Raw genomic sequence first — 17,532 nt, forward strand, 5'->3', positions numbered from 1 at the left:
TGATGATTATAATTGGCGAAGCTCCTGCTTAATCTCCGTTTTCGCCCGCGTTTGCTCGTCGATCTGCTTAATGACGCGCGCCGGCACACCGGCCACGACCGTATACGGCGGCACGTCTTCGACAACAACGGCGCCGGCAGCCACAACCGCTCCTTTGCCGACCGTGACGCCTTCCAAAATAACGGCATTCGCCCCGACGAGCACATCGTCTTCAATGACGACCGGCTTGGCTGATGGCGGCTCGATCACGCCTGCCAACACCGCGCCGGCGCCGATATGGCAGTTTTTCCCGACCGTCGCCCGGCCGCCGAGCACCGCATTCATGTCGATCATCGTTCCTTCGCCGACGACGGCGCCGATATTGATGACCGCTCCCATCATAATGACGGCGTTGTCGCCGATTTCGACATGGTCGCGGATGATGGCGCCCGGCTCAATGCGCGCCTTGATGCCTTTCAAATCCAGGAGCGGAATGGCCGAGTTGCGGCGGTCGTTCTCGACGACATAGTCCTCGATTTTGTCTTGATTCGCTTCGATTGCCGCTTGAATGTCTTGCCATTCGCCAAACACGACGCCGACGTTGCCCGTGATAAATGTTTTGGCGCTTGAGCCGAAATCGATGCCTTCGAGATCCCCTTTTATGTATACTTTGACTGGTGTCGATTTTTTGCTGTTTTGAATAAAGGAAATGATTTCATTGGCGTCCATCATCTTCATGGGCGATATCCTCCTTTACACCTGTATTCTTTTTTACTTTAGCAAAACAGAGATCATTGTGACAAGCACAAATTCATCGAGCAAAATGCTGTAAATATCTTCTCGAAGGCTTGCACTTGCGGAAGTTGCCACGCAGCTTCCGAACTGATCAGCCAAAGCCAGCTGCTCTTGTTATTGCACACGATTATCTTTCTGCTCATTGTTCAGCCTCTTTTCGGCCTAGCTTCCGGCCGCCATTAGGCCTGTGCAGCTGTTTATTCAGTTGCTTCAGTACTTCCCGTCGAGTGAAAATGCCTGCAAAATATCCGTCGTCATTTTCCACACACACGAACGGATGATTGACAATAAGCCCCACTGCCTTCATCAGGCTGTCGTCAAGCCGCAGGCGCGGAATGTTTCGGTTCATCACTTCTTCGACCTTCATCGTCTCGAGACGTTCAAATTCGATGCGCTCCAATCCTAAAATTGCATCCATCATCATCGTCATGCTGATGAGCCCATGCAGTTTATACGATGTATCGAGAACTGGAATCGCTGAATAGCCGGTTTTCGTCAGGACGAGCAGCGCATGATCCAAATAATTTCCCGGCTGCACATGCGCCACTTTATCCGCCGGAATCAGAAATGGCTTGACAGTCATTTGCATGAATTCATTGTGTTCCCATGTCATGCCGATGTTCCGCCTTTCTTCTGCATCTTCTCCTCTCCACATTGTTATCATACCATAAAAAAGACTATCGCTTCCTGCGATAGCGATAGTGCACAACAATTTTTATCCTTCCTCTTCCTCTGTCAACAGTCGGTCGTATAAACGCAACAGCTGCCGGTACCGGTGTTCATCGACCTCCTTGTCTCCGTTTTCGATATCCGCCAGCTCGGAGCGGATGAGCTCGAGTGCATATTGCTGGCTGAACAAAACGTCAAGCAATAACGCCGCTTCCTCGCCCGACAGCCTTGTCGGCAGCCGCTTCGTCATCTCCATTCCCCCTTTGCCTCTTCCGCTTCCATATATATTCGCCGGCAAAGGAAAAAAGTCGTGGAAAAAAGCGTCATTTGCGGACAGGCAAAAAGGCCACCCATATGAATGGAATGGCCTTTTTTTCAATAATAGCGCAACGCCAAATAACCAATGGCAAAAATGGCGAGCAAGACAGCGAGTACGTAAGCGAGGAACACCGGGTTGCGCAAGTAGGCATGCTCCTCGACCGTTTTCGGAATCGGCCCGTCAAGCTCCCCTTGCCAACGCTGTTGGCGTCCGAGGCGAACCGTATAGACGAACCCAATGACCGCGATCAATACAGAGAGGGCGGATAACACAAAAGTTAACTGTGCCATAAGTTTCACCTCATGTTTACTTTGCCGCAATGAGGCGATTTTATGCAGTCAATAATGGGCGTCATGCTCAAACAAATAGCTGTACGACAAGTCAATAAACAAGTAATGGCGCTCATCGATCGGATACGAATACGTCCGGATCGTTTCCCCTGTTTCAATATCCGTGTATAAATCGGACAAAATCCCTCTTCGGCGCGAGCGCATGCGAATAATGTTTTCCAAAAAATACGGGCGCCAGCTCCAGTTTTTCATATAATATTGCGGCTGAAGCTCCCACCGGCCGCCGCGCTTGAACATATTGCCCGACTGCTGGAAGCCGTCCTCATCACAAACATAAATGCGGAAGCAAACATCGTCGAGCTCGCCGGCCAACAGGGAAATGAGCTCGTTAAAATCGGCGGCTTTTTTGTATTTGCCAAGCAGCGCGCTGATCCGCTGCTGAAACTGCTCAGCAATTTGATACAGCGTTTCAAGCTTTTTCTTTTCCTGCTGGATGAAGCGATGGCACTCTTGGCGGAGCAAGTCTTTCAACAAATCGCGCGGCACAACCTCTGGCGCCGGCTTGGCCAAATAATACCCTTGATAATAGCGGCCGCCATGCCGCCAAGCATACTGAAGCTGAAATGACGTTTCGATGTCCTCATACAGGAGCGTCGCTCCGATTTTGCGCGCCAACAGCGAAATCGAGTGAACGATTTCCTGGTATGCTTGATGAACGGACGTTTTCCGCAATTCACACAAATCGATTTTTAAAATGTCAGGCGACAAGACGCCGATTCGCTCAAGATGAATGCTATGTTCGGCGATGTTGTCGACCGCCACTTTAACGCCGTATGTACGAAGATACGTCAATAAATGGCTGAGCTGATCGACGTCTCCCTTGAAATGCTGCTCGTTGATTTCCAAAACGATGCGGCTTGGCGCCAACCCTTTCGCTTCATAGGAGAGAAGCAGCTGCAAAAACGACTCGCCGCGGTCAAGCATCAGCAAGTTGGCGTCGCGGTTTAAAAAAATGAGCAGCGTTTGATCATCAAGCGACAGAAAATAGTCGAGCGCTTTTTTCGTGATCACATCATCCACTTCGATGCGAAATTCTTCTGGAATGGTTTCATCGTGAAAAAACGGCCCAAGGCTGACCGGCCCTGTTTCCGTTTGAAACCGACCGAGCACTTCATAGCCGACGACCCCATGCTCATCGGCGCTGAAAATCGGTTGATAGTGCGGAATCACTTGCGGCAAGTTGGCCATCACGTCTAATGCATCCATCGTGTTCACCTCATCCCCATCGACCATCTTTGCCTTTATTATAGCATAATTGCCCAATCGTTCCTGACTCGTAAAAAAAGCGGCTCCCCTGACAGCAGGGAATCCGCTTGTGACAAAGGCCGTTGCGTGCAATGAGCCGGTTGCCCGCGATAAATGAAGAAATACCGCCTGCAATCCCTTTTGGGTGAGGACCATCTTGCTTTATGGCAAATTTGATTAAAACGGCCGCCGGTTCAGCCATTGGCCGCCGTCGACTGTGATGCAAGCGCCGTTAATGTAAGCGGCTTCATCCGAAAGCAAAAACGAAGCGACCGCCGCGATTTCTTCCGGCGTCCCGAGCCGCCCGAGCGGCACGCTTTCCAACGTCATCCGCTCCGCTTCCTCTGATTCCCAAAGCCGCTCCGCCCCGCCGGTCCGCTCAATCGGTCCGGGAGCGATCGCATTGACGCGGAAGCCGTACTTTTTCCCCCATTCCACAGCAAGCGTGCGCGTCATTGCCAGCACTCCAGCCTTGGCGCTCGCTGAATGAATGACCCCGGCGCCGGCATGCCAGGCATATGTCGCAACGATGTTGATAATGTTCCCTTTCAAGCCGCGCTGAATCCAGTAGTTGCCGACTTCCCGGCTGCAGTAAAACGTGCCGTTTAACACAATGTTAATGACGCTGTTCCAGCCGTTGATCGACAACTTTTCCGCCGGGCAAATGAAATTGCCAGCCGCGTTGTTGATGAGGGCATCGATGCGGCCGAATTCCGCATCAGTCCGCTCCACCATGTGCGCCACTTGTTCCGGGTTGCGCACATCCATCGGGATCGTAAGCACTTTCCCTCCATCCGGCGCGGCGATTTCCCGCTTGGCCTCTTCGAGCGCCTCGGCCCGCCTTCCCGTAATGACGACGTTGGCCCCATCAGAAACAAACCGCTTCGCCATATATTTCCCCATTCCGCTCGACCCGCCGGTCACAATGATCACTTTTCCGTTCATCCATTTCTCCTCCTATGACTGATTACTCATTCATTTTTATCATATCATAAAATAGTGGAATATTCGAACATCTTAGTCCTCCTATTGTCCTTTTCCCTCTCTTTTCGTTATAATAAAGCTGCTTGTGAAAGGACGGCGAAACGATGCACCATATCGAAACAACCAAACTAAGCCGGCGCGCCTTTTTGAAAAAGCTGGCGCGCACAAGTTTCAGCGCAGCGCTGGCGATGGCAGCCGCCTCTGGATACGCCCGCTGGATTGAGCCAGCCGAGCTGACCGTGACGCACCATGCGCTGTCGCATCCGCTGATCCCAAGGTCGTTTGCCGGCGTCAAGCTGCTGCAGTTCAGTGATCTCCATCTCGGCCATTATTACGGCTTGAAACGCTTTTACCGCATTATCGGCCGCATCAACGAACTCGGGCCCGATCTCGTCGTATTCACAGGTGATCTGCTCCATGAGGCGAACCGGTATCCGCACGTCAACGCGGTCGCTGAGGCGTTGGCTGGCGTCCGTGCTCCTCTTGGAAAATTTTGTATTTACGGAAACCATGATCACGGCGGCTACGGGACAGATATTTACCGTCGATTGATGGAACGAGCCGGGTTCCGCGTTCTCGTCAATGAGCATGCACTCGTCCGGCGCGGCCATGACGCGATCGCTATCGCCGGCAGCGACGATATGATGCTCGGACGCCCGGACTGGTCGAAAATGACGAACGGCATTCCGCGGGCGACATATACGATCGCCCTCGTTCATGAGCCGGACGGTGCCATTGAGGCTCGCCGCTTCCCTATTCACGTTCAACTCTCCGGCCATAGCCACGGCGGGCAAATTCAGTTGCCGTTTATCGGACCGCTCATCACGCCGCCGTTGTCTGAGCGGTATTATGAAGGGTTTTACCACGTCGGCGGACTCTTGTTGTACGTCAACCGCGGCCTTGGCACAACAAGGGTGCCGCTTCGCTTCTTCGCTCCGCCGGAGTTGACCGTTTTTTCGCTTACCCCCGGATAGAAGTAGGACAAACCGGGCAACAACACCGCTTCCTATGTTATAATAGAAAGAAAAAAGGAGACATGCCGATGAAACCGGTGCAATTGACGGTCGACAATATTGCCAAAGCGATTTTTACCGTCAACCGCCATGCCAAAACAGCATTGAACCCTTCGTTTCTTTATCTTCTGAAGAAAAAAGCGATCGAGAAGCTGCTTGAGGAGGGCAAGGCGAAAAAAGTGGGCCTCCATTTTTCCCGCAATCCGAGATACAGCCAACAGCAATCCGACGTGCTTGTCGCCGTCGGCGACTACTACTTCCACATCCCACCGACAAAACAAGATTTCGCCGCCCTTCCGCACCTTGGCTCTCTCAACGATTCATACCGCAACCCTCCAGCTCGGATGCCGCTGTCAGAGGCAAAAGCCATTCTCATCGCCTACACCGGACTGAAGGAAAAGCCGGAACAAAAGCCGAAACGGCTGACAAGACCCGTATTTAAACGGCTCGGCGACCGCTATTAAGCGGACGCCGAGCCGTGACCTGGCTTTTCTCTTTCAATTCATCATGTTTTCGTGAATATTCCTCTTTGGGTTCGATCACGATCACTTGGGGAGACATGCACTGATTCGTCAAGCCGAGGCGCACCCTTTTCGCTCTATTCTCTACCTATGTTTACACCGACACTCCTTTTCGCTTTATGCTCCCCCATTGCTTTTTCCGGCGAACAGCGTCGATCACCCCTTCGCACCGCCACCAAGCGGTAAGCGGACGGTACCAAAATGTCTCAGTCAACGCGAAGAAAAACAGCTTCACCAAATCAGAGATGCTCGGGAACTTCCGCTCAGTCCACTCTTCAAGCAAGACGGCTGCTGCTGATAACAGCGAACCGTACAAAACCGAAACCGTCAGCAAAAGAAGAGCGAATTCGACGTACAAGTTTCCGAGAAATAAGGAGAAAACAACGACAATATAGCCCATCAATTCAACGATCGGACCAAGAAGCTCAATGAACCAAAAATACGGCAGCGAAAGAAGGCCGATTGAGCCATATTTTGGATTGAATAGCATCGATCGATGCATCCATAAGCTTTCCAAAAGCCCGCGATGCCAGCGCCGCCGCTGCCTCCGCAAATCCCCATACGTTTCCGGCGCTTCTGTCCAGCAAACCGGGTCGGGGATATAGATGATTTTTTTCTCCTCGTTTTTTTCGCGCGCCAGTCGATGCAGGCGCACAACGAGTTCCATATCCTCTCCAGCTGTATCCGTATATCCGCCTGCTTCGATCACCCACGGCTTAAAAAAAACGCCGAATGCCCCAGAAACGATGAGCAGCAAGTTATGGCGGCTTAAGCCGAGGCGGCCGAGCAAAAACGCACGCAAATATTCAATTGTCTGCATAATGACAAGCGGCCGCCGCGACAAACCGACCTTGACGATTTCACCGCGTTCAATCCGACAGCCATTGGCGATCCGGACCGTCCCTCCAGAAGCAATGACCTCTCCGTCGGATTCAAGCATCGGTTTCATCACCTTCAAAAACGCGCGCCGCTCAAGAACAGAATCGCCGTCGATGGAGCAAATGTATGGATAGCGGGCGGCGTTGATTCCGGCGTTCAATGCATCGGCTTTCCCGCCGTTTTCTTTATCCAGCACAAACAAATGCGGGTAATCGGGCGACTGGTAAACCGCCTTGATTTCCTTCGCCGCCAGCTGACGGCGAATGACGCGATAGACCGGCTTCAGATGAAAATGATCGATCAACCGCTTAAGTGTCTTGTCAGTCGACCCATCATTAATGACAATGACTTCATACTCCGGGTATTCGATGGCTAGCAGTGAGCGAACCGAACCAACGATGCCGGCTTCCTCATTATAAGCTGGAACAAGAATCGATATCGGTTTTGCGTAGCTGGCATCGAGCAATTCTTCATACGGCTCCCAATCGTCAAGACGACGAGTGCGGCGCAAGTGAATGAAAGCTACCACAAGCAAAAACGTATAAAAGGCGAGAACGACAGCCATATAAATGAGCACGACATGCCCGATAGCCGATAGAAACGCTTGCCCCCCTTCCACCATCACCCCTCCTCTCCAATCCATTGCTTCGCCATGTCACGGGCATAACGGTCCTCCGCTGTGCACGCCGCTTTATGCAGCATCGCCCGGCCGCCCGGCAGGCGCACGATGGAGGCAGCCGCTTCCGAACGAACGGCGAATGAACGGTCGGCCAGCCGCTCATAGAGCAAGGGAAGCAACCGTTCTTCGCGGCATTTTCCGGCGAGACGGACTGCCATCAGCCTCTCTTGCCAATGCGGCGAGCGCAAGTGGCGATCCAGCTTTGTCGCTTCAATCGACACGCCAATTTCTGCCATCGCCTTAAGCGCGCGAACACGAAGCTCCAACTCATCTGATGTCAACAGCTCCAGCAAAAACGATCGCTCCCCTCGTCGGCGGATGCCGATCATATCGATGAACGCGCATTTCCCTGCCCGCGGCAGCTCATCAAATCGCTGTTCCACCTGTCGAAGAAGCCGCTCGCTCATATGGCCAAAAATGACCCGATAGGAAAACTCCGTTAACTTATATTTCGGTTCGAGCACATATGCAATCACTGGGCTGTAATCAAATTGGGCGAAAATGGCCAATAGTTTCGCCGCCTCACCTTTCGTCACCCGGTTGGAGCGATACAGCCGCTCCATCTCCGGCAGCATCGCCTTCACCTGCAAATCCTCGATCAAAAACAGCGCGTTCATCCGCTCGCTCCAATGACGGCTTGACAGCCTTCGATGCAGCCATCCTTGGAAATGCATCTCCGCCAATGTTCGAATTCGCTCCTGCACTTGCTCTCCGTTCAAGAGTGAAGCAAAATGGTCAAGAAGCTCCATCATCGCTTCACGCTCAAGAGGGGAAGCCGGCAAAAGCATCTGTTCCTCCTCGCCGAGCAGATACCGAAGCAACCAAAGCCGATGCCGTTCCTTATAAACTCGCAGCCGGGCTTGGCGCCGGTTTTCCCGCCATTTGCGCACCACGAGATAGAGGAACAAAACGATCAACACCGCAAACAAAGCGATTGCTGCCGTGAAGACGACCAACAGCGCCATCACTCATCCAGCTCCTTCAGCAGCCGGCGCAGCCGCGCCTCAAGTTCAAGCCATTTGAACGGCTTTGTCACATATTCGTCCGCTCCTCGGTTCAGCGCATGGGCAATATCCCGCTCATCTTGGCGCGACGTCAGCATCATCACCTTGTATGGCTTTCGCTCTTGACGGAGGCGGTTCAGCACCTCAAGGCCGTCCATTTTTGGCATCACCCGATCCAAAATGACGACAGATTGCCGCCCGCTTTGATAAAACGGAGATTCGAGAAACGAAAGGCCGTCGCCAAACTCGTAAATGTCTGCTTTCCTCCCCTGCTCATTGACGAGCTTGCGGACAAGATCAGCAATCATCATCCGCACGAGTTCATCGTCGTCTACGATGGCAATCGCCCATCGCCGCCGATCCGTTGATGCTTGGCTTGGGGCCTCATCCGAAGAACCGCTTTTCTCACGCGCCGCCTCTTCGATCCGATTGCCGCCGCCTCGTTTCGCCGCATACAGCGCCTTGTCGGCCAGACGCAGCCAATAGTCAAGCGGCCGATCCGGTTCATCGCACTCAACCAGGCCGGCGGAAAACGTACATGATAGAAGTGCGCCATCCGCCTCGATTTTTTCGGCGGCGAACTGGCGTTGCAGCCGCTCAAGCACTGCACGAGCCTCGCTTTTGGACGTTTTGGCCAGCCAAACGACAAACTCTTCGCCCCCAAAGCGAACGACGGTATCCACTCCACGTGTATGTTGGCGCAAAAAGGCAGCCAGCTTTTGCAATACCGCATCGCCTGCAAGGTGGCCGAAACGGTCATTGACTTGTTTGAAATGGTCCAAATCAAGCAACGCCAAACAGCTTGGCGCTCCGTAACGCTCGAGGTCGCTCCGAAGGCGGGCGTATACCCGCGGCAAATACTTCCGGTTGTACACACCTGTCAATTCGTCAATGAGCACAAGGTCATCGATTTTTCGTTTTTTTTCAATGAGCCGGCGAACGCGAACGAACAGCTCATCTGCCGCTGGGGTGGTGATGACATCATCCGCGCCAAGCTCATAACCTTTCAACCGCCCCTCTTTGCCCTCGTCTCTCCTCACAATGACAACAGGAAGATAGGGGCGCTGTCCGGCGCGCTCAAGCAAAACCGTCAAGTCCGGATTCTCCCACTCTCCCTCCTTCACGCTGACGATGATGCAATCCGGGCTGAGACGAAACATCGACGCGGCCGCCTGCTCAAGGGAGGGAATCGTCGTGAAACGCCATGGCACGGTTTGCAGGGCGCCGCGGACGTAAGCAAAAAACAGGGGATCATTTCCACAGAGGAGAATCGCTGCTTTCGGCCCTTGGCGGTGCGAAGAGGGAATGGTGGCAGAAGCCGCTTCCCCGGCTTCATAGAAGCAGCGAAGGAGAGGAACCATCTCCATCAGCGCCTCCTCCGCTGTCCATTGCCGTTCCGTTTGGCCGTTCAACCGGTGAATGAGCCGCTCTGCTTCAGCAGCGATGTCGCTAAGGCCAATCACCGCCGCCGTCCGGCCGACAGCATTGAAAAATCGGGCCAATTCCACACCGTCAAGCGGCGGTCCCGTCCTCCATCGTTCGTATTGTTCATGGATGCGATCCAACAGTGAGGCGACAGATCGATCCATATTCCCTCTCCTTTCGATCATCGTTCCGTTTTCCCCAACCGACTGACATCCTCCTTTTTTCCTATTACTAATATAATCGATCCAAGCAAAAAAATTAAAAGAAAAGACGCGCAACAGCCAACAATTTCCCAGCCGCATAAAAAAGCCGCTGCCTTTTTTTGCAACGGCTTTGTTCAATACAAAAAGTCCAATAGGCGTCGGTCAGCTAAATTCGTGTCAACCGGGCAGACTTCTGCATCACGCCCGTACTGCCACACCCAGACATTCGCGCTGCAAGGCGGGGCAGCCGGCTGATAGCGCGGCGCTTTCTGCTCTTTCGTCGTTCCCGGCCTTGGTGCGGCGCTCCAAATGACCGCCTGCACCGCCACTTGGTTGTTCCGGCTGACCGCCTCGCAATAGGCAGCGGCGAAATCCCCTTTCGTCGGGTCCGCGTACAGCCCCGGCCGGTATCCGGTCGGATAGAGCGTTTCCACCCAAGCAGCGATCCAAGCGGCATCCACAGCGAAAAAGTCTTCGATGTTGGCAAACAGCAGTTTATTTTTCGGAATGCCGAGCCGCCGCGCATGGAACACCGCGTTGCGCGCCGCCACCTGACCGTTCGCATAGCCGACCGCTTCGCGGAAGGCGTTATAAATCGGCAGCACCTTCACGCCATAGCTGCGGATGCGGGCGATCTCGTCGCGTGTCAACCCTTCGGACACGTTCGGCACTTCCGACAAATAACGGCCCCAAAATTTCGGATAGCCAAGCTCCGTCCGCACGCATTGAAACAGCTGATCCGTTACGGCTTGCGCCGAGTCGACTCCCCAAATTCCTCTTGCCATCGGTTCCCCTCCTTCGCGCTTACGCTGCCGTCATTATGTAATTATATATATGAGGGGAACAGCCCGTTTTATACGGCTACTGGCGGCGCTCCCGCTCCTCCTTCGCCCAGTCGCCTTTCAACAACTGAAACCAGCCGTTGCGCTTAAACCAGACGAACATCGTCATGCCGATCACCGCCATGGCAGCCAATACAACAAAGTATCCGTACTTCCAGTGCAATTCAGGCATATAATCAAAGTTCATCCCATAAATGCCGGCAATAAAGGAGAGCGGCATGAAAATGGTCGTAATGGCTGTAAATGTCATCATAATATTGTTCATTCGATTCGAGTTGAGCGATAAATAGCTGTCGCGGATATCCGCGGTAATTTCTCGGTTTGTCTCAATCATTTCCGACAGCTTCAGCAAATGATCATAAATGTCATGAAAGTACAGCTGCCGTTCTTTCATGCGCTGCAGCCGGTCGGAATGGATGATGCGGTACAACAAGTCGCGCATCGGCACGATCGTTCGGCGCAGCTTCGATAAATCGCCGCGGATGTCAAACACTTTTTCAATAATGTCGTGAATCGGTTCATTGTTCGTATTCTCCTCTAAATCGTTCAGCACGTCTTCAATATGGTAAAGCGGTGGAAAATAATCATCCACAAGCTTGTCGATCAGCCGGTACATGACGTGAAACGGCCCCTGCTGAACATCTTCTTCATGCTTCAATCGCTCCCACACCTCATCGACCGCGTGAATGGCCGACTTATGAAACGAAACGATGAAATTTTGCCCGACAAACAAATCGACTTCCTCAGCCTCCAGCGTCATTCCGGCAATGGCATGAAGCACAACAAACAAGTAGCGGTCATAAAAATCGAGCTTCGGCCGCTGCACATATTCGAGACAGTCTTCAATCGCCAGTGGGTGAAAACGGAAAAAGGAGGCGAGCAGCGCCGATTCCTCATCCGTCGGCTCATGAAAGTCAACCCAATACCATGAGACGTCCGGGCTGTTGACAAGCGTTAAGTCAACATCATACAAAATCTCAAATTCTTTTGTCACGACACACGTGCGAATCATCGCCATCACCTTTGCCTTGTTCTCCTCTTATCATAACCGAAAAACTGTTAAGTCCCAACAAAAAACGGGTATAAAAATCATGTAGAGAAAAAATTGACAAAAAATATTTATCTAAATTTTCTTTACATTAGCATCAAAAACGACGATAATATAAGAAAGGGAACTGTTTCGTTCCCATATGGGAGGGACTGAATCATGTACGAAAAACAATACCCGAATGAAGGCGCCGTTTTGTTCAACCAGCCGGAAGAAAAAAGCAGCTACGGGCCGATGGCCGAACAAGTGCTGAAAGAAGCGATCTTCCAGTTTCAAAGAAAAAAACTGATGGAACAAATTGATGAAGCGCTCGCGGCCGGCAACAAGCCGTTGTTTTTCAAGCTTTCCGCCCAATATAACGACCTGTTGAAAAAATACGGCGCGTAAAAGGAGCGAACAATGTTGGAGTGTGAATCGTCTATGACAGGATGAGCCCATTTCCGTGTGCAGGAACGGTCCGAACGGAAAGGGGCTCATTTTTGTTTTTTCGTTTTTCGGCATGGATGGTACAATAGAGAAAAAAACGGAAAGGTGGACAACACGTGAGACACCTCATTCAGCCACGCGTTCAAGCGATTCAGCTATCAGGCATCCGCCAATTTTTCAATCTCGTCGCCGGACGGCCGGGGCTTGTTTCCTTGACAATCGGCCAGCCGGATTTTCCGACGCCTGATCATGTAAAAGCAGCCGCCCAAGAAGCCATTGCCGCCGACTTCACGACGTATACGGCGAACGCCGGCCTGCTGGAACTGCGCCAGGCGGCTTGCCAATTCGTCGCTGACAAGTACGGCCTTCGCTACACGCCGGACGAAGTCATCGCCACCGTCGGCGCCAGCCAAGCGCTCGATATCGCATTCCGCACGATTTTGGAGGAAGGGACGGAAGTGCTTCTTCCCGCACCCGTCTATCCTGGCTATGAACCGCTCATCCGCCTGTGCGGAGCGAAACCGGTGTACATCGACACAAGGCCAAACGGTTTCCGTCTGTCGGCTGAGCTCATTGCGCCTTATTTGACGGAAAAGACGCGCTGCCTCGTTCTTCCATACCCATCAAATCCAACCGGGACGGCGCTGTCAGCCGAAGAGCTTGAGAACATCGCTTCCCTTTTGAAAGGACGGCCGATTTGGATCGTTTCCGATGAAATTTACAGCGAGCTCGTTTACCACGGACGCCATCACTCGATCGCCGAGTGGCTGCCGGAGCAGACGATCGTCATCAACGGTTTAAGCAAATCGCACTCCATGACCGGTTGGCGCATCGGGTTTGTCTTCGCTCCAGCGTTCGCCGTTGAACAAATGGTGAAAGTGCACCAATACAGCGTCTCGTGCACGTCATCGATCAGCCAAAAAGCGGCGGTGGAGGCGCTGACCGCCGGCAAACACGACGCCGAGGCGATGCGCGCCGCTTACGCCGAACGGCTTGAGTATGCCTATCATCGTCTCACCGCCATGGGGCTGCCGGTTGAGAAGCCGGATGGAGCCTTTTACTTGTTTCCGTCAATCGCCGCCTTTGGCATGTCTTCGTTTGATTTTGCCCTCGATGTCGTCGAAAACGCCGGGGTCGCCCTCGTTCCCGGCAGCGCCTTTTCCGAATACGGTGAAGGCCATGTCCGCCTGTCGTACGCTTATTCGCTCGATGTGCTCAAAGAAGGGCTTGACCGGCTCGAGCGGTATATCCAAACGAAGCGCCGCAGACCGTAACGGTTTTCAAAAATCGTATCGGTTTAGGCCGCCATGCCCCCATAAGAAAAAGGCTGCTTTTCTTTCGACTTTTGTTCACCATTGGCTTTAGGGGAATATACAAGAAAAGGGTGTCCCAAAAGGATCGGGACACCCTCTTTCGTCTCTATATATACGCACTGACCGATTCTTCCGCACTATATTTTGTGTCTACGAATTTTCCTTGTTTTCACTCTCATTTCCGCAATCGATTCTTCCGCACTATATTTTGTGTCTACCCTGAAGGCAGACAGCCTTTTGGGTCAGCCCCCTCTTCTTTACTTATGGCACAAGCAATAGCTTGCCATGCGTTTTCCGCCCCTGCAGCAGCCGATGCACTTCAGAAGCCTGCTCAAGCGGGTAGACGCCGCCGATCATCAGCTTCAGGCTTCCTTCCTGCACCCACGCGAGCAATTCCCGCAAACTTTGTTCGTACAACGCCCGCTTTTTCATGATTTGCGGCAAGAAAAAGCCGATCACTGACCAGTTTTTCGCCATCAGCCGGACTGGATTGAGACGCGTCATTTCCCCGCTCGCCGCCCCATATACGACCAGGCGGCCGAACGGAGCAAGGCAATCGAGCGTCTGATGAAAGACATCGCCGCCCGCCATTTCCAAAGCGACATCGACGCCGCGCCCACCGGTCGCCTCCATCACGTCCGCAGCCCAGCTGTCTTTTGTATAATCAATGGTGACATCAGCGCCAAGCTGTTTGGCGAGCGCTCGTTTTTCCTCCGTGCTTGCCGTGGCGATGACCATTTTGGCGCCGAACCGTTTCGCCAATTGGACGGCAATCGTCCCAACGCCGCCGGCTGCGGCATGAACGAGCACCGTCTCCCCTTCTTCCAAGCGGCCCATCGTTTTGAGAATATGGTAGGCGCTTAGCCCTTGCACCGGCAAGGCCGCCGCCTGCCGGGCATCCATTCCATCCGGAAGCGGCACGACCGCCCGTTCATCGACGGCGACAAACTCAGCGTAGCCGCCGGATTCGATCAACGCGACGACGCGTTGCCCCGGGAGGACCGTTTGCACCTCCGGACCAACTTCACGGACAACGCCGGCCACTTCCGTCCCAGGGATGAACGGAAGCGGCGTCGGCACAACATAGCGGCCTTCCCGTCGGGCTGTATCCGCATAGTTGACGCCGATCGCTTCAGCTTCAATCACGACTTGCCGCCCCGTGGGTTTCGGACGTTCGCCTTCGCAAACACGCAAGACATCCGGTCCACCGTATTCAACGAATTGGACAAATTTCATGGCGATATCCCCTCTTTCGTTACTTTTGTCGACGCCATATTGCGCAGTTCCAGGCCGAACGGCCCCAGCTCAAGTTTTGGAACGGCAGAAAGCGACCCGTGCCGGTTGATGTAGTCGATTTCTTTTTCCAAGCCGTACGCCGTCATCCAACGGCCGACGCGCGAGGCAGACAACACTTCTTTCGCCTTTCCTTCATCTGAATATTGCCGGTAAAAGAACCATGCGGCCGTCGCGCTGTCGGACAGCTCCGCCGCGTTGATCCCTTGCTCGATCAAGCAGTGCACAAAGTAGCCGGCGCCATAAAAGTCTTCTAGGCAAAAACGGCCCGACGAGCCGGAACAAATCACAATGATCGTCTCTTCCTGATGTAAACGGCAAATATGCTCGCTGACCGCCGGGCTGTTCAGCAAGCTCGCCGCGTACACCGCACGGGCTGGCTGAGCTCTGCGAATCGCCACCGTGCCATTGGTCGTCGATAGCACGACTGTTTTCCCTGGACAAACCGTTTGCAAAAACAGCGGCGCCGGCGGATGAAAACCGGCGATCGTCCGCCCTTCGTATTCGCCGACGAGCTCATAGCTGCCCTCTGGCAAGCGAAGCGCGATCTCCTTGGCCTCCTCGGCATCGCGCACCGGGATCACCGAACGAGCGCCGGCAGAGAGAACTGCTGTAATCGACGAGGTGGCAAGCAAAACATCGAACACGACAGCCACCTTTCGATCAGCAAGCGCCATCTCATCAATGTCTTCTTTGCGCAGCACGACATGCACTTTTGTCATCACGCCGCCTCACCGTCCTGTCGCCAGCTGCCATGCATGCTCAATGAGCGCTTCGACAAACTGGCCAAAATGGCGAAACCGCTCATCGTTCGTCTGTCCGCGGCGGTAGCGGTAATAAATTTGCTGGCAAATGACCGCTAATTTAAAGTAGGCAAACGTTAAATAAACGTGTATATCGGACACATCACGGCCGCTTTTTTTGGCATATGCCTCAATAAACTGTTCGCGCGTATAAAAACCGGGACGGACGGTGACCGGCGCGCGGCCAAACCCACTTTTAATGAGTGGAGGATCGTCTTCCTCAATCCAATAACTCATGGCCACCGCCAAATCGGCAAGCGGATCCCCGACCGTCGACATCTCCCAATCAAACAGCCCAACCATTTTGGTGATGTCGTCTTTGGCAAACAAAGCGTTATTCAGCTTAAAATCGTAATGGATTACGGTTGCTTCGCGCTGCGGTGGAATATGAGAAGCGAGCCACTTCATCAGCGCCTCGGCTTCCGGAATATCATCCGTCTTGGCCCGCTCATAGCGCTGGATCCATCCGTGCACTTGCCGTTCCATAAACCCATCCGGCTTTACCATCTGAACGAGGCGTGTGTTCGTATAATCAATTTGATGGATACGGACAAGCGTCTCGACCATCGTCTCGGAAATGCCACGGCAAACCTCCTCCGTCGGAGTGATGCCATCGGGAAAATCACTGTCAATCACGACGCCATGCCGCCGCTCCATGACGAAAAACGGACTGCCGATCACCGATTCGTCTTCACAAAAATAGAATGGTTTCGGGGCGAGCGGGAACAGCGGATGGATTTCAGAAAGCCACGTGCTCTCCCGCTTCATATCGTGCGCTTTCGGCGGCACCGGGCCAAACGGCGGCCGGCGCAGCACCGCCTCCCACTCCCCACAGCGGAGCAAATACGTCAAATTCGACCGGCCGGCGGAAAATTGCTGGATCTCGAGCTCCCCATCCGGCATGTCCGGCAGCACCGTGCGCAAAAACTTGGCCAGCTTCCCTGCCGGCAGTTCTTCCCCCTTGCGCACTGGAATAATCGCTGTCATCTCCCTCTCCCCCTTGGTCAACAATTCAAGCGCGCCATGCCGCCGCACGGGCAGCATCCATCGACACACCTCGGATCAAACTTGTTTGTCTCTCTTTTCACTCGGCTTTCGAGACAGACGGCGCGCTCATGCCATCAAGCAGGATCTCCACCATCTGCTTCGCCACCTCGGCATCGGTCAGCTCGCCGTCCGGACGAAACCATTGGTAGCTCCAATTGGCCGCCCCAAGAACGGTAAGCGTGGCGATCGATGGCGACAAATCGCAGCGCAGTTCACCGTTTTTCATTCCTTCCTCAATTAACGCCTGCAACCGTTGGCGAAACAAATCGCGCTTTTCTTTTACTTTTTGTAAATGCTCCTCACTCAAATGCTTCATTTCACGAAAAAAAATGCGTGCTTCCCGTCCTTGCCGCTCGACATTATGAATGAGCATGAAGATAATGTCATACAGCTTCTCCCGCAACGGGCGCCGTTTATCGCTTATAATGCGCTCCTCTTCGTCAAGCAGCCCTTCAATGTAGCGAAGGTGAATATCCATCAACAGTTCTTCTTTGCTTGTAAAATAGTAATAAAACGTCCCTTTTGTCACCCCGAGGGCGTCAACGATGTCTTGGATCGATGTTTCGCTGAACCCATTTTGTTCAAACAGCTCAATGCTGGCAGCCATAATTTTCTCCTTCATGTTTTTACACCTCTTGCCTAAAATGTAGTCGCTGCCAGCTATTGTACCATAAAACGGCCAAGCCCGCTTTGGG

General features: G+C 53.3%; 19 protein-coding genes. 4 read left to right on the forward strand and 15 right to left on the reverse strand.

Annotated elements, in window-relative coordinates:
• Window positions 1-6: 6 nt before the first annotated feature.
• The 6 genes from dapD to fadH form a co-directional block, all read right to left on the reverse strand.
• Window positions 7-717, reverse strand: a complete 711-nt coding sequence (gene dapD / locus ACVX3G_RS15125; RefSeq protein WP_011230549.1) for a 2,3,4,5-tetrahydropyridine-2,6-dicarboxylate N-acetyltransferase — start codon at window positions 715-717, stop codon at window positions 7-9.
• A 196-nt stretch (window positions 718-913) separates the two neighbouring features.
• Window positions 914-1,387 (reverse strand): cyclic-di-AMP-binding protein CbpB, encoded by a 474-nt coding sequence (gene cbpB / locus ACVX3G_RS15130; RefSeq protein ID WP_011230548.1) that lies wholly within the window; start codon window positions 1,385-1,387, stop codon window positions 914-916.
• A gap of 102 nt (window positions 1,388-1,489) precedes the next feature.
• Window positions 1,490-1,693, reverse strand: a complete 204-nt coding sequence (abbA, locus tag ACVX3G_RS15135) for an antirepressor AbbA (protein WP_013145903.1) — start codon at window positions 1,691-1,693, stop codon at window positions 1,490-1,492.
• Between the two features lie 125 nt (window positions 1,694-1,818).
• The gene (locus ACVX3G_RS15140) at window positions 1,819-2,052 is read right to left on the reverse strand and encodes a hypothetical protein (protein ID WP_011230546.1); all 234 of its coding nucleotides are present in this window, start codon (window positions 2,050-2,052) and stop codon (window positions 1,819-1,821) included.
• 48 nt (window positions 2,053-2,100) lie between these two features.
• Window positions 2,101-3,318 carry an EAL domain-containing protein gene (locus ACVX3G_RS15145; RefSeq protein WP_025039139.1) on the reverse strand — a complete coding sequence of 406 codons (1,218 nt, stop codon included), beginning with the start codon at window positions 3,316-3,318 and terminating at the stop codon, window positions 2,101-2,103.
• 216 nt (window positions 3,319-3,534) lie between these two features.
• Window positions 3,535-4,302, reverse strand: a complete 768-nt coding sequence (fadH, locus tag ACVX3G_RS15150) for a 2,4-dienoyl-CoA reductase (RefSeq protein ID WP_011230544.1) — start codon at window positions 4,300-4,302, stop codon at window positions 3,535-3,537.
• A gap of 143 nt (window positions 4,303-4,445) precedes the next feature.
• Here fadH and ACVX3G_RS15155 point away from each other — a divergent pair, with 143 nt between their 5' ends.
• Window positions 4,446-5,315 (forward strand): metallophosphoesterase, encoded by an 870-nt coding sequence (locus ACVX3G_RS15155; protein WP_011230543.1) that lies wholly within the window; start codon window positions 4,446-4,448, stop codon window positions 5,313-5,315.
• Between the two features lie 68 nt (window positions 5,316-5,383).
• Complete coding sequence (locus ACVX3G_RS15160; protein ID WP_014195334.1) at window positions 5,384-5,818, forward strand: YkyB family protein; 435 nt, start codon at window positions 5,384-5,386, stop codon at window positions 5,816-5,818.
• 151 nt (window positions 5,819-5,969) lie between these two features.
• Here ACVX3G_RS15160 and ACVX3G_RS15165 read toward each other — a convergent pair whose 3' ends face one another.
• From ACVX3G_RS15165 to corA, 5 genes are all read right to left on the reverse strand, one after another.
• A complete protein-coding gene (locus ACVX3G_RS15165) occupies window positions 5,970-7,376 on the reverse strand; it encodes a glycosyltransferase family 2 protein (protein WP_033007559.1) in 1,407 nt (468 codons plus the stop codon).
• A complete protein-coding gene (locus ACVX3G_RS15170; RefSeq protein ID WP_014195332.1) occupies window positions 7,376-8,401 on the reverse strand; it encodes a HEAT repeat domain-containing protein in 1,026 nt (341 codons plus the stop codon). The genes ACVX3G_RS15165 and ACVX3G_RS15170 overlap by 1 nt, the downstream gene beginning before the upstream one ends.
• Complete coding sequence (locus ACVX3G_RS15175) at window positions 8,398-10,026, reverse strand: diguanylate cyclase (RefSeq protein ID WP_479454553.1); 1,629 nt, start codon at window positions 10,024-10,026, stop codon at window positions 8,398-8,400. The genes ACVX3G_RS15170 and ACVX3G_RS15175 overlap by 4 nt, the downstream gene beginning before the upstream one ends.
• A gap of 173 nt (window positions 10,027-10,199) precedes the next feature.
• Window positions 10,200-10,850, reverse strand: coding sequence for a glycoside hydrolase domain-containing protein (locus tag ACVX3G_RS15180; RefSeq protein WP_011230538.1), 651 nt, complete (start codon window positions 10,848-10,850; stop codon window positions 10,200-10,202).
• 76 nt (window positions 10,851-10,926) lie between these two features.
• Complete coding sequence (corA, locus tag ACVX3G_RS15185) at window positions 10,927-11,925, reverse strand: magnesium/cobalt transporter CorA (RefSeq protein WP_020278637.1); 999 nt, start codon at window positions 11,923-11,925, stop codon at window positions 10,927-10,929.
• 189 nt (window positions 11,926-12,114) lie between these two features.
• Between corA and ACVX3G_RS15190 the strand changes: the two genes are divergently transcribed.
• Both ACVX3G_RS15190 and ACVX3G_RS15195 read left to right on the forward strand, forming a co-directional pair.
• A complete protein-coding gene (locus tag ACVX3G_RS15190) occupies window positions 12,115-12,342 on the forward strand; it encodes an IDEAL domain-containing protein (protein ID WP_011230536.1) in 228 nt (75 codons plus the stop codon).
• Window positions 12,343-12,497: 155 nt separating this feature from the next.
• Window positions 12,498-13,655: an aminotransferase A gene (locus ACVX3G_RS15195; RefSeq protein ID WP_014195330.1), complete on the forward strand. Its 1,158-nt coding sequence runs from the start codon at window positions 12,498-12,500 to the stop codon at window positions 13,653-13,655.
• A 300-nt stretch (window positions 13,656-13,955) separates the two neighbouring features.
• Here ACVX3G_RS15195 and ACVX3G_RS15200 read toward each other — a convergent pair whose 3' ends face one another.
• From ACVX3G_RS15200 to ACVX3G_RS15215, 4 genes are all read right to left on the reverse strand, one after another.
• A complete protein-coding gene (locus ACVX3G_RS15200; protein ID WP_014195329.1) occupies window positions 13,956-14,930 on the reverse strand; it encodes a quinone oxidoreductase family protein in 975 nt (324 codons plus the stop codon).
• On the reverse strand, window positions 14,927-15,709 hold the full coding sequence (locus ACVX3G_RS15205; protein WP_014195328.1) for a 2-phosphosulfolactate phosphatase: 783 nt from the start codon (window positions 15,707-15,709) through the stop codon (window positions 14,927-14,929). Before ACVX3G_RS15205 ends, ACVX3G_RS15200 begins: the two co-directional genes overlap by 4 nt.
• A gap of 9 nt (window positions 15,710-15,718) precedes the next feature.
• The gene (locus tag ACVX3G_RS15210) at window positions 15,719-16,777 is read right to left on the reverse strand and encodes a phosphotransferase family protein (RefSeq protein WP_011230532.1); all 1,059 of its coding nucleotides are present in this window, start codon (window positions 16,775-16,777) and stop codon (window positions 15,719-15,721) included.
• A gap of 97 nt (window positions 16,778-16,874) precedes the next feature.
• Window positions 16,875-17,459 (reverse strand): TetR/AcrR family transcriptional regulator, encoded by a 585-nt coding sequence (locus ACVX3G_RS15215; RefSeq protein WP_014195326.1) that lies wholly within the window; start codon window positions 17,457-17,459, stop codon window positions 16,875-16,877.
• Window positions 17,460-17,532: the final 73 nt, after the last annotated feature.

It is taken from the genome of Geobacillus sp. PLS 41 (assembly GCF_056494105.1).

Excerpts from the sequence above, each read along its gene's own strand:
- cbpB (WP_011230548.1), bottom strand. The coding sequence starts at position 1,387 with ATGACATGGGAACACAATGAATTCATGCAAATGACTGTCAAGCCATTT.
- ACVX3G_RS15145 (WP_025039139.1), bottom strand. The coding sequence starts at position 3,318 with ATGGATGCATTAGACGTGATGGCCAACTTGCCGCAAGTGATTCCGCAC.
- ACVX3G_RS15205 (WP_014195328.1), bottom strand. The coding sequence starts at position 15,709 with ATGACAAAAGTGCATGTCGTGCTGCGCAAAGAAGACATTGATGAGATG.
- ACVX3G_RS15180 (WP_011230538.1), bottom strand. The coding sequence starts at position 10,850 with ATGGCAAGAGGAATTTGGGGAGTCGACTCGGCGCAAGCCGTAACGGAT.
- fadH (WP_011230544.1), bottom strand. The coding sequence starts at position 4,302 with ATGAACGGAAAAGTGATCATTGTGACCGGCGGGTCGAGCGGAATGGGG.
- ACVX3G_RS15140 (WP_011230546.1), bottom strand. The coding sequence starts at position 2,052 with ATGGCACAGTTAACTTTTGTGTTATCCGCCCTCTCTGTATTGATCGCG.
- ACVX3G_RS15155 (WP_011230543.1), top strand. The coding sequence starts at position 4,446 with ATGCACCATATCGAAACAACCAAACTAAGCCGGCGCGCCTTTTTGAAA.
- ACVX3G_RS15200 (WP_014195329.1), bottom strand. The coding sequence starts at position 14,930 with ATGAAATTTGTCCAATTCGTTGAATACGGTGGACCGGATGTCTTGCGT.
- abbA (WP_013145903.1), bottom strand. The coding sequence starts at position 1,693 with ATGACGAAGCGGCTGCCGACAAGGCTGTCGGGCGAGGAAGCGGCGTTA.
- ACVX3G_RS15215 (WP_014195326.1), bottom strand. The coding sequence starts at position 17,459 with ATGAAGGAGAAAATTATGGCTGCCAGCATTGAGCTGTTTGAACAAAAT.
- dapD (WP_011230549.1), bottom strand. The coding sequence starts at position 717 with ATGAAGATGATGGACGCCAATGAAATCATTTCCTTTATTCAAAACAGC.
- ACVX3G_RS15190 (WP_011230536.1), top strand. The coding sequence starts at position 12,115 with ATGTACGAAAAACAATACCCGAATGAAGGCGCCGTTTTGTTCAACCAG.
- ACVX3G_RS15160 (WP_014195334.1), top strand. The coding sequence starts at position 5,384 with ATGAAACCGGTGCAATTGACGGTCGACAATATTGCCAAAGCGATTTTT.
- ACVX3G_RS15165 (WP_033007559.1), bottom strand. The coding sequence starts at position 7,376 with ATGGTGGAAGGGGGGCAAGCGTTTCTATCGGCTATCGGGCATGTCGTG.
- corA (WP_020278637.1), bottom strand. The coding sequence starts at position 11,925 with ATGGCGATGATTCGCACGTGTGTCGTGACAAAAGAATTTGAGATTTTG.
- ACVX3G_RS15210 (WP_011230532.1), bottom strand. The coding sequence starts at position 16,777 with ATGACAGCGATTATTCCAGTGCGCAAGGGGGAAGAACTGCCGGCAGGG.
- ACVX3G_RS15175 (WP_479454553.1), bottom strand. The coding sequence starts at position 10,026 with ATGGATCGATCTGTCGCCTCACTGTTGGATCGCATCCATGAACAATAC.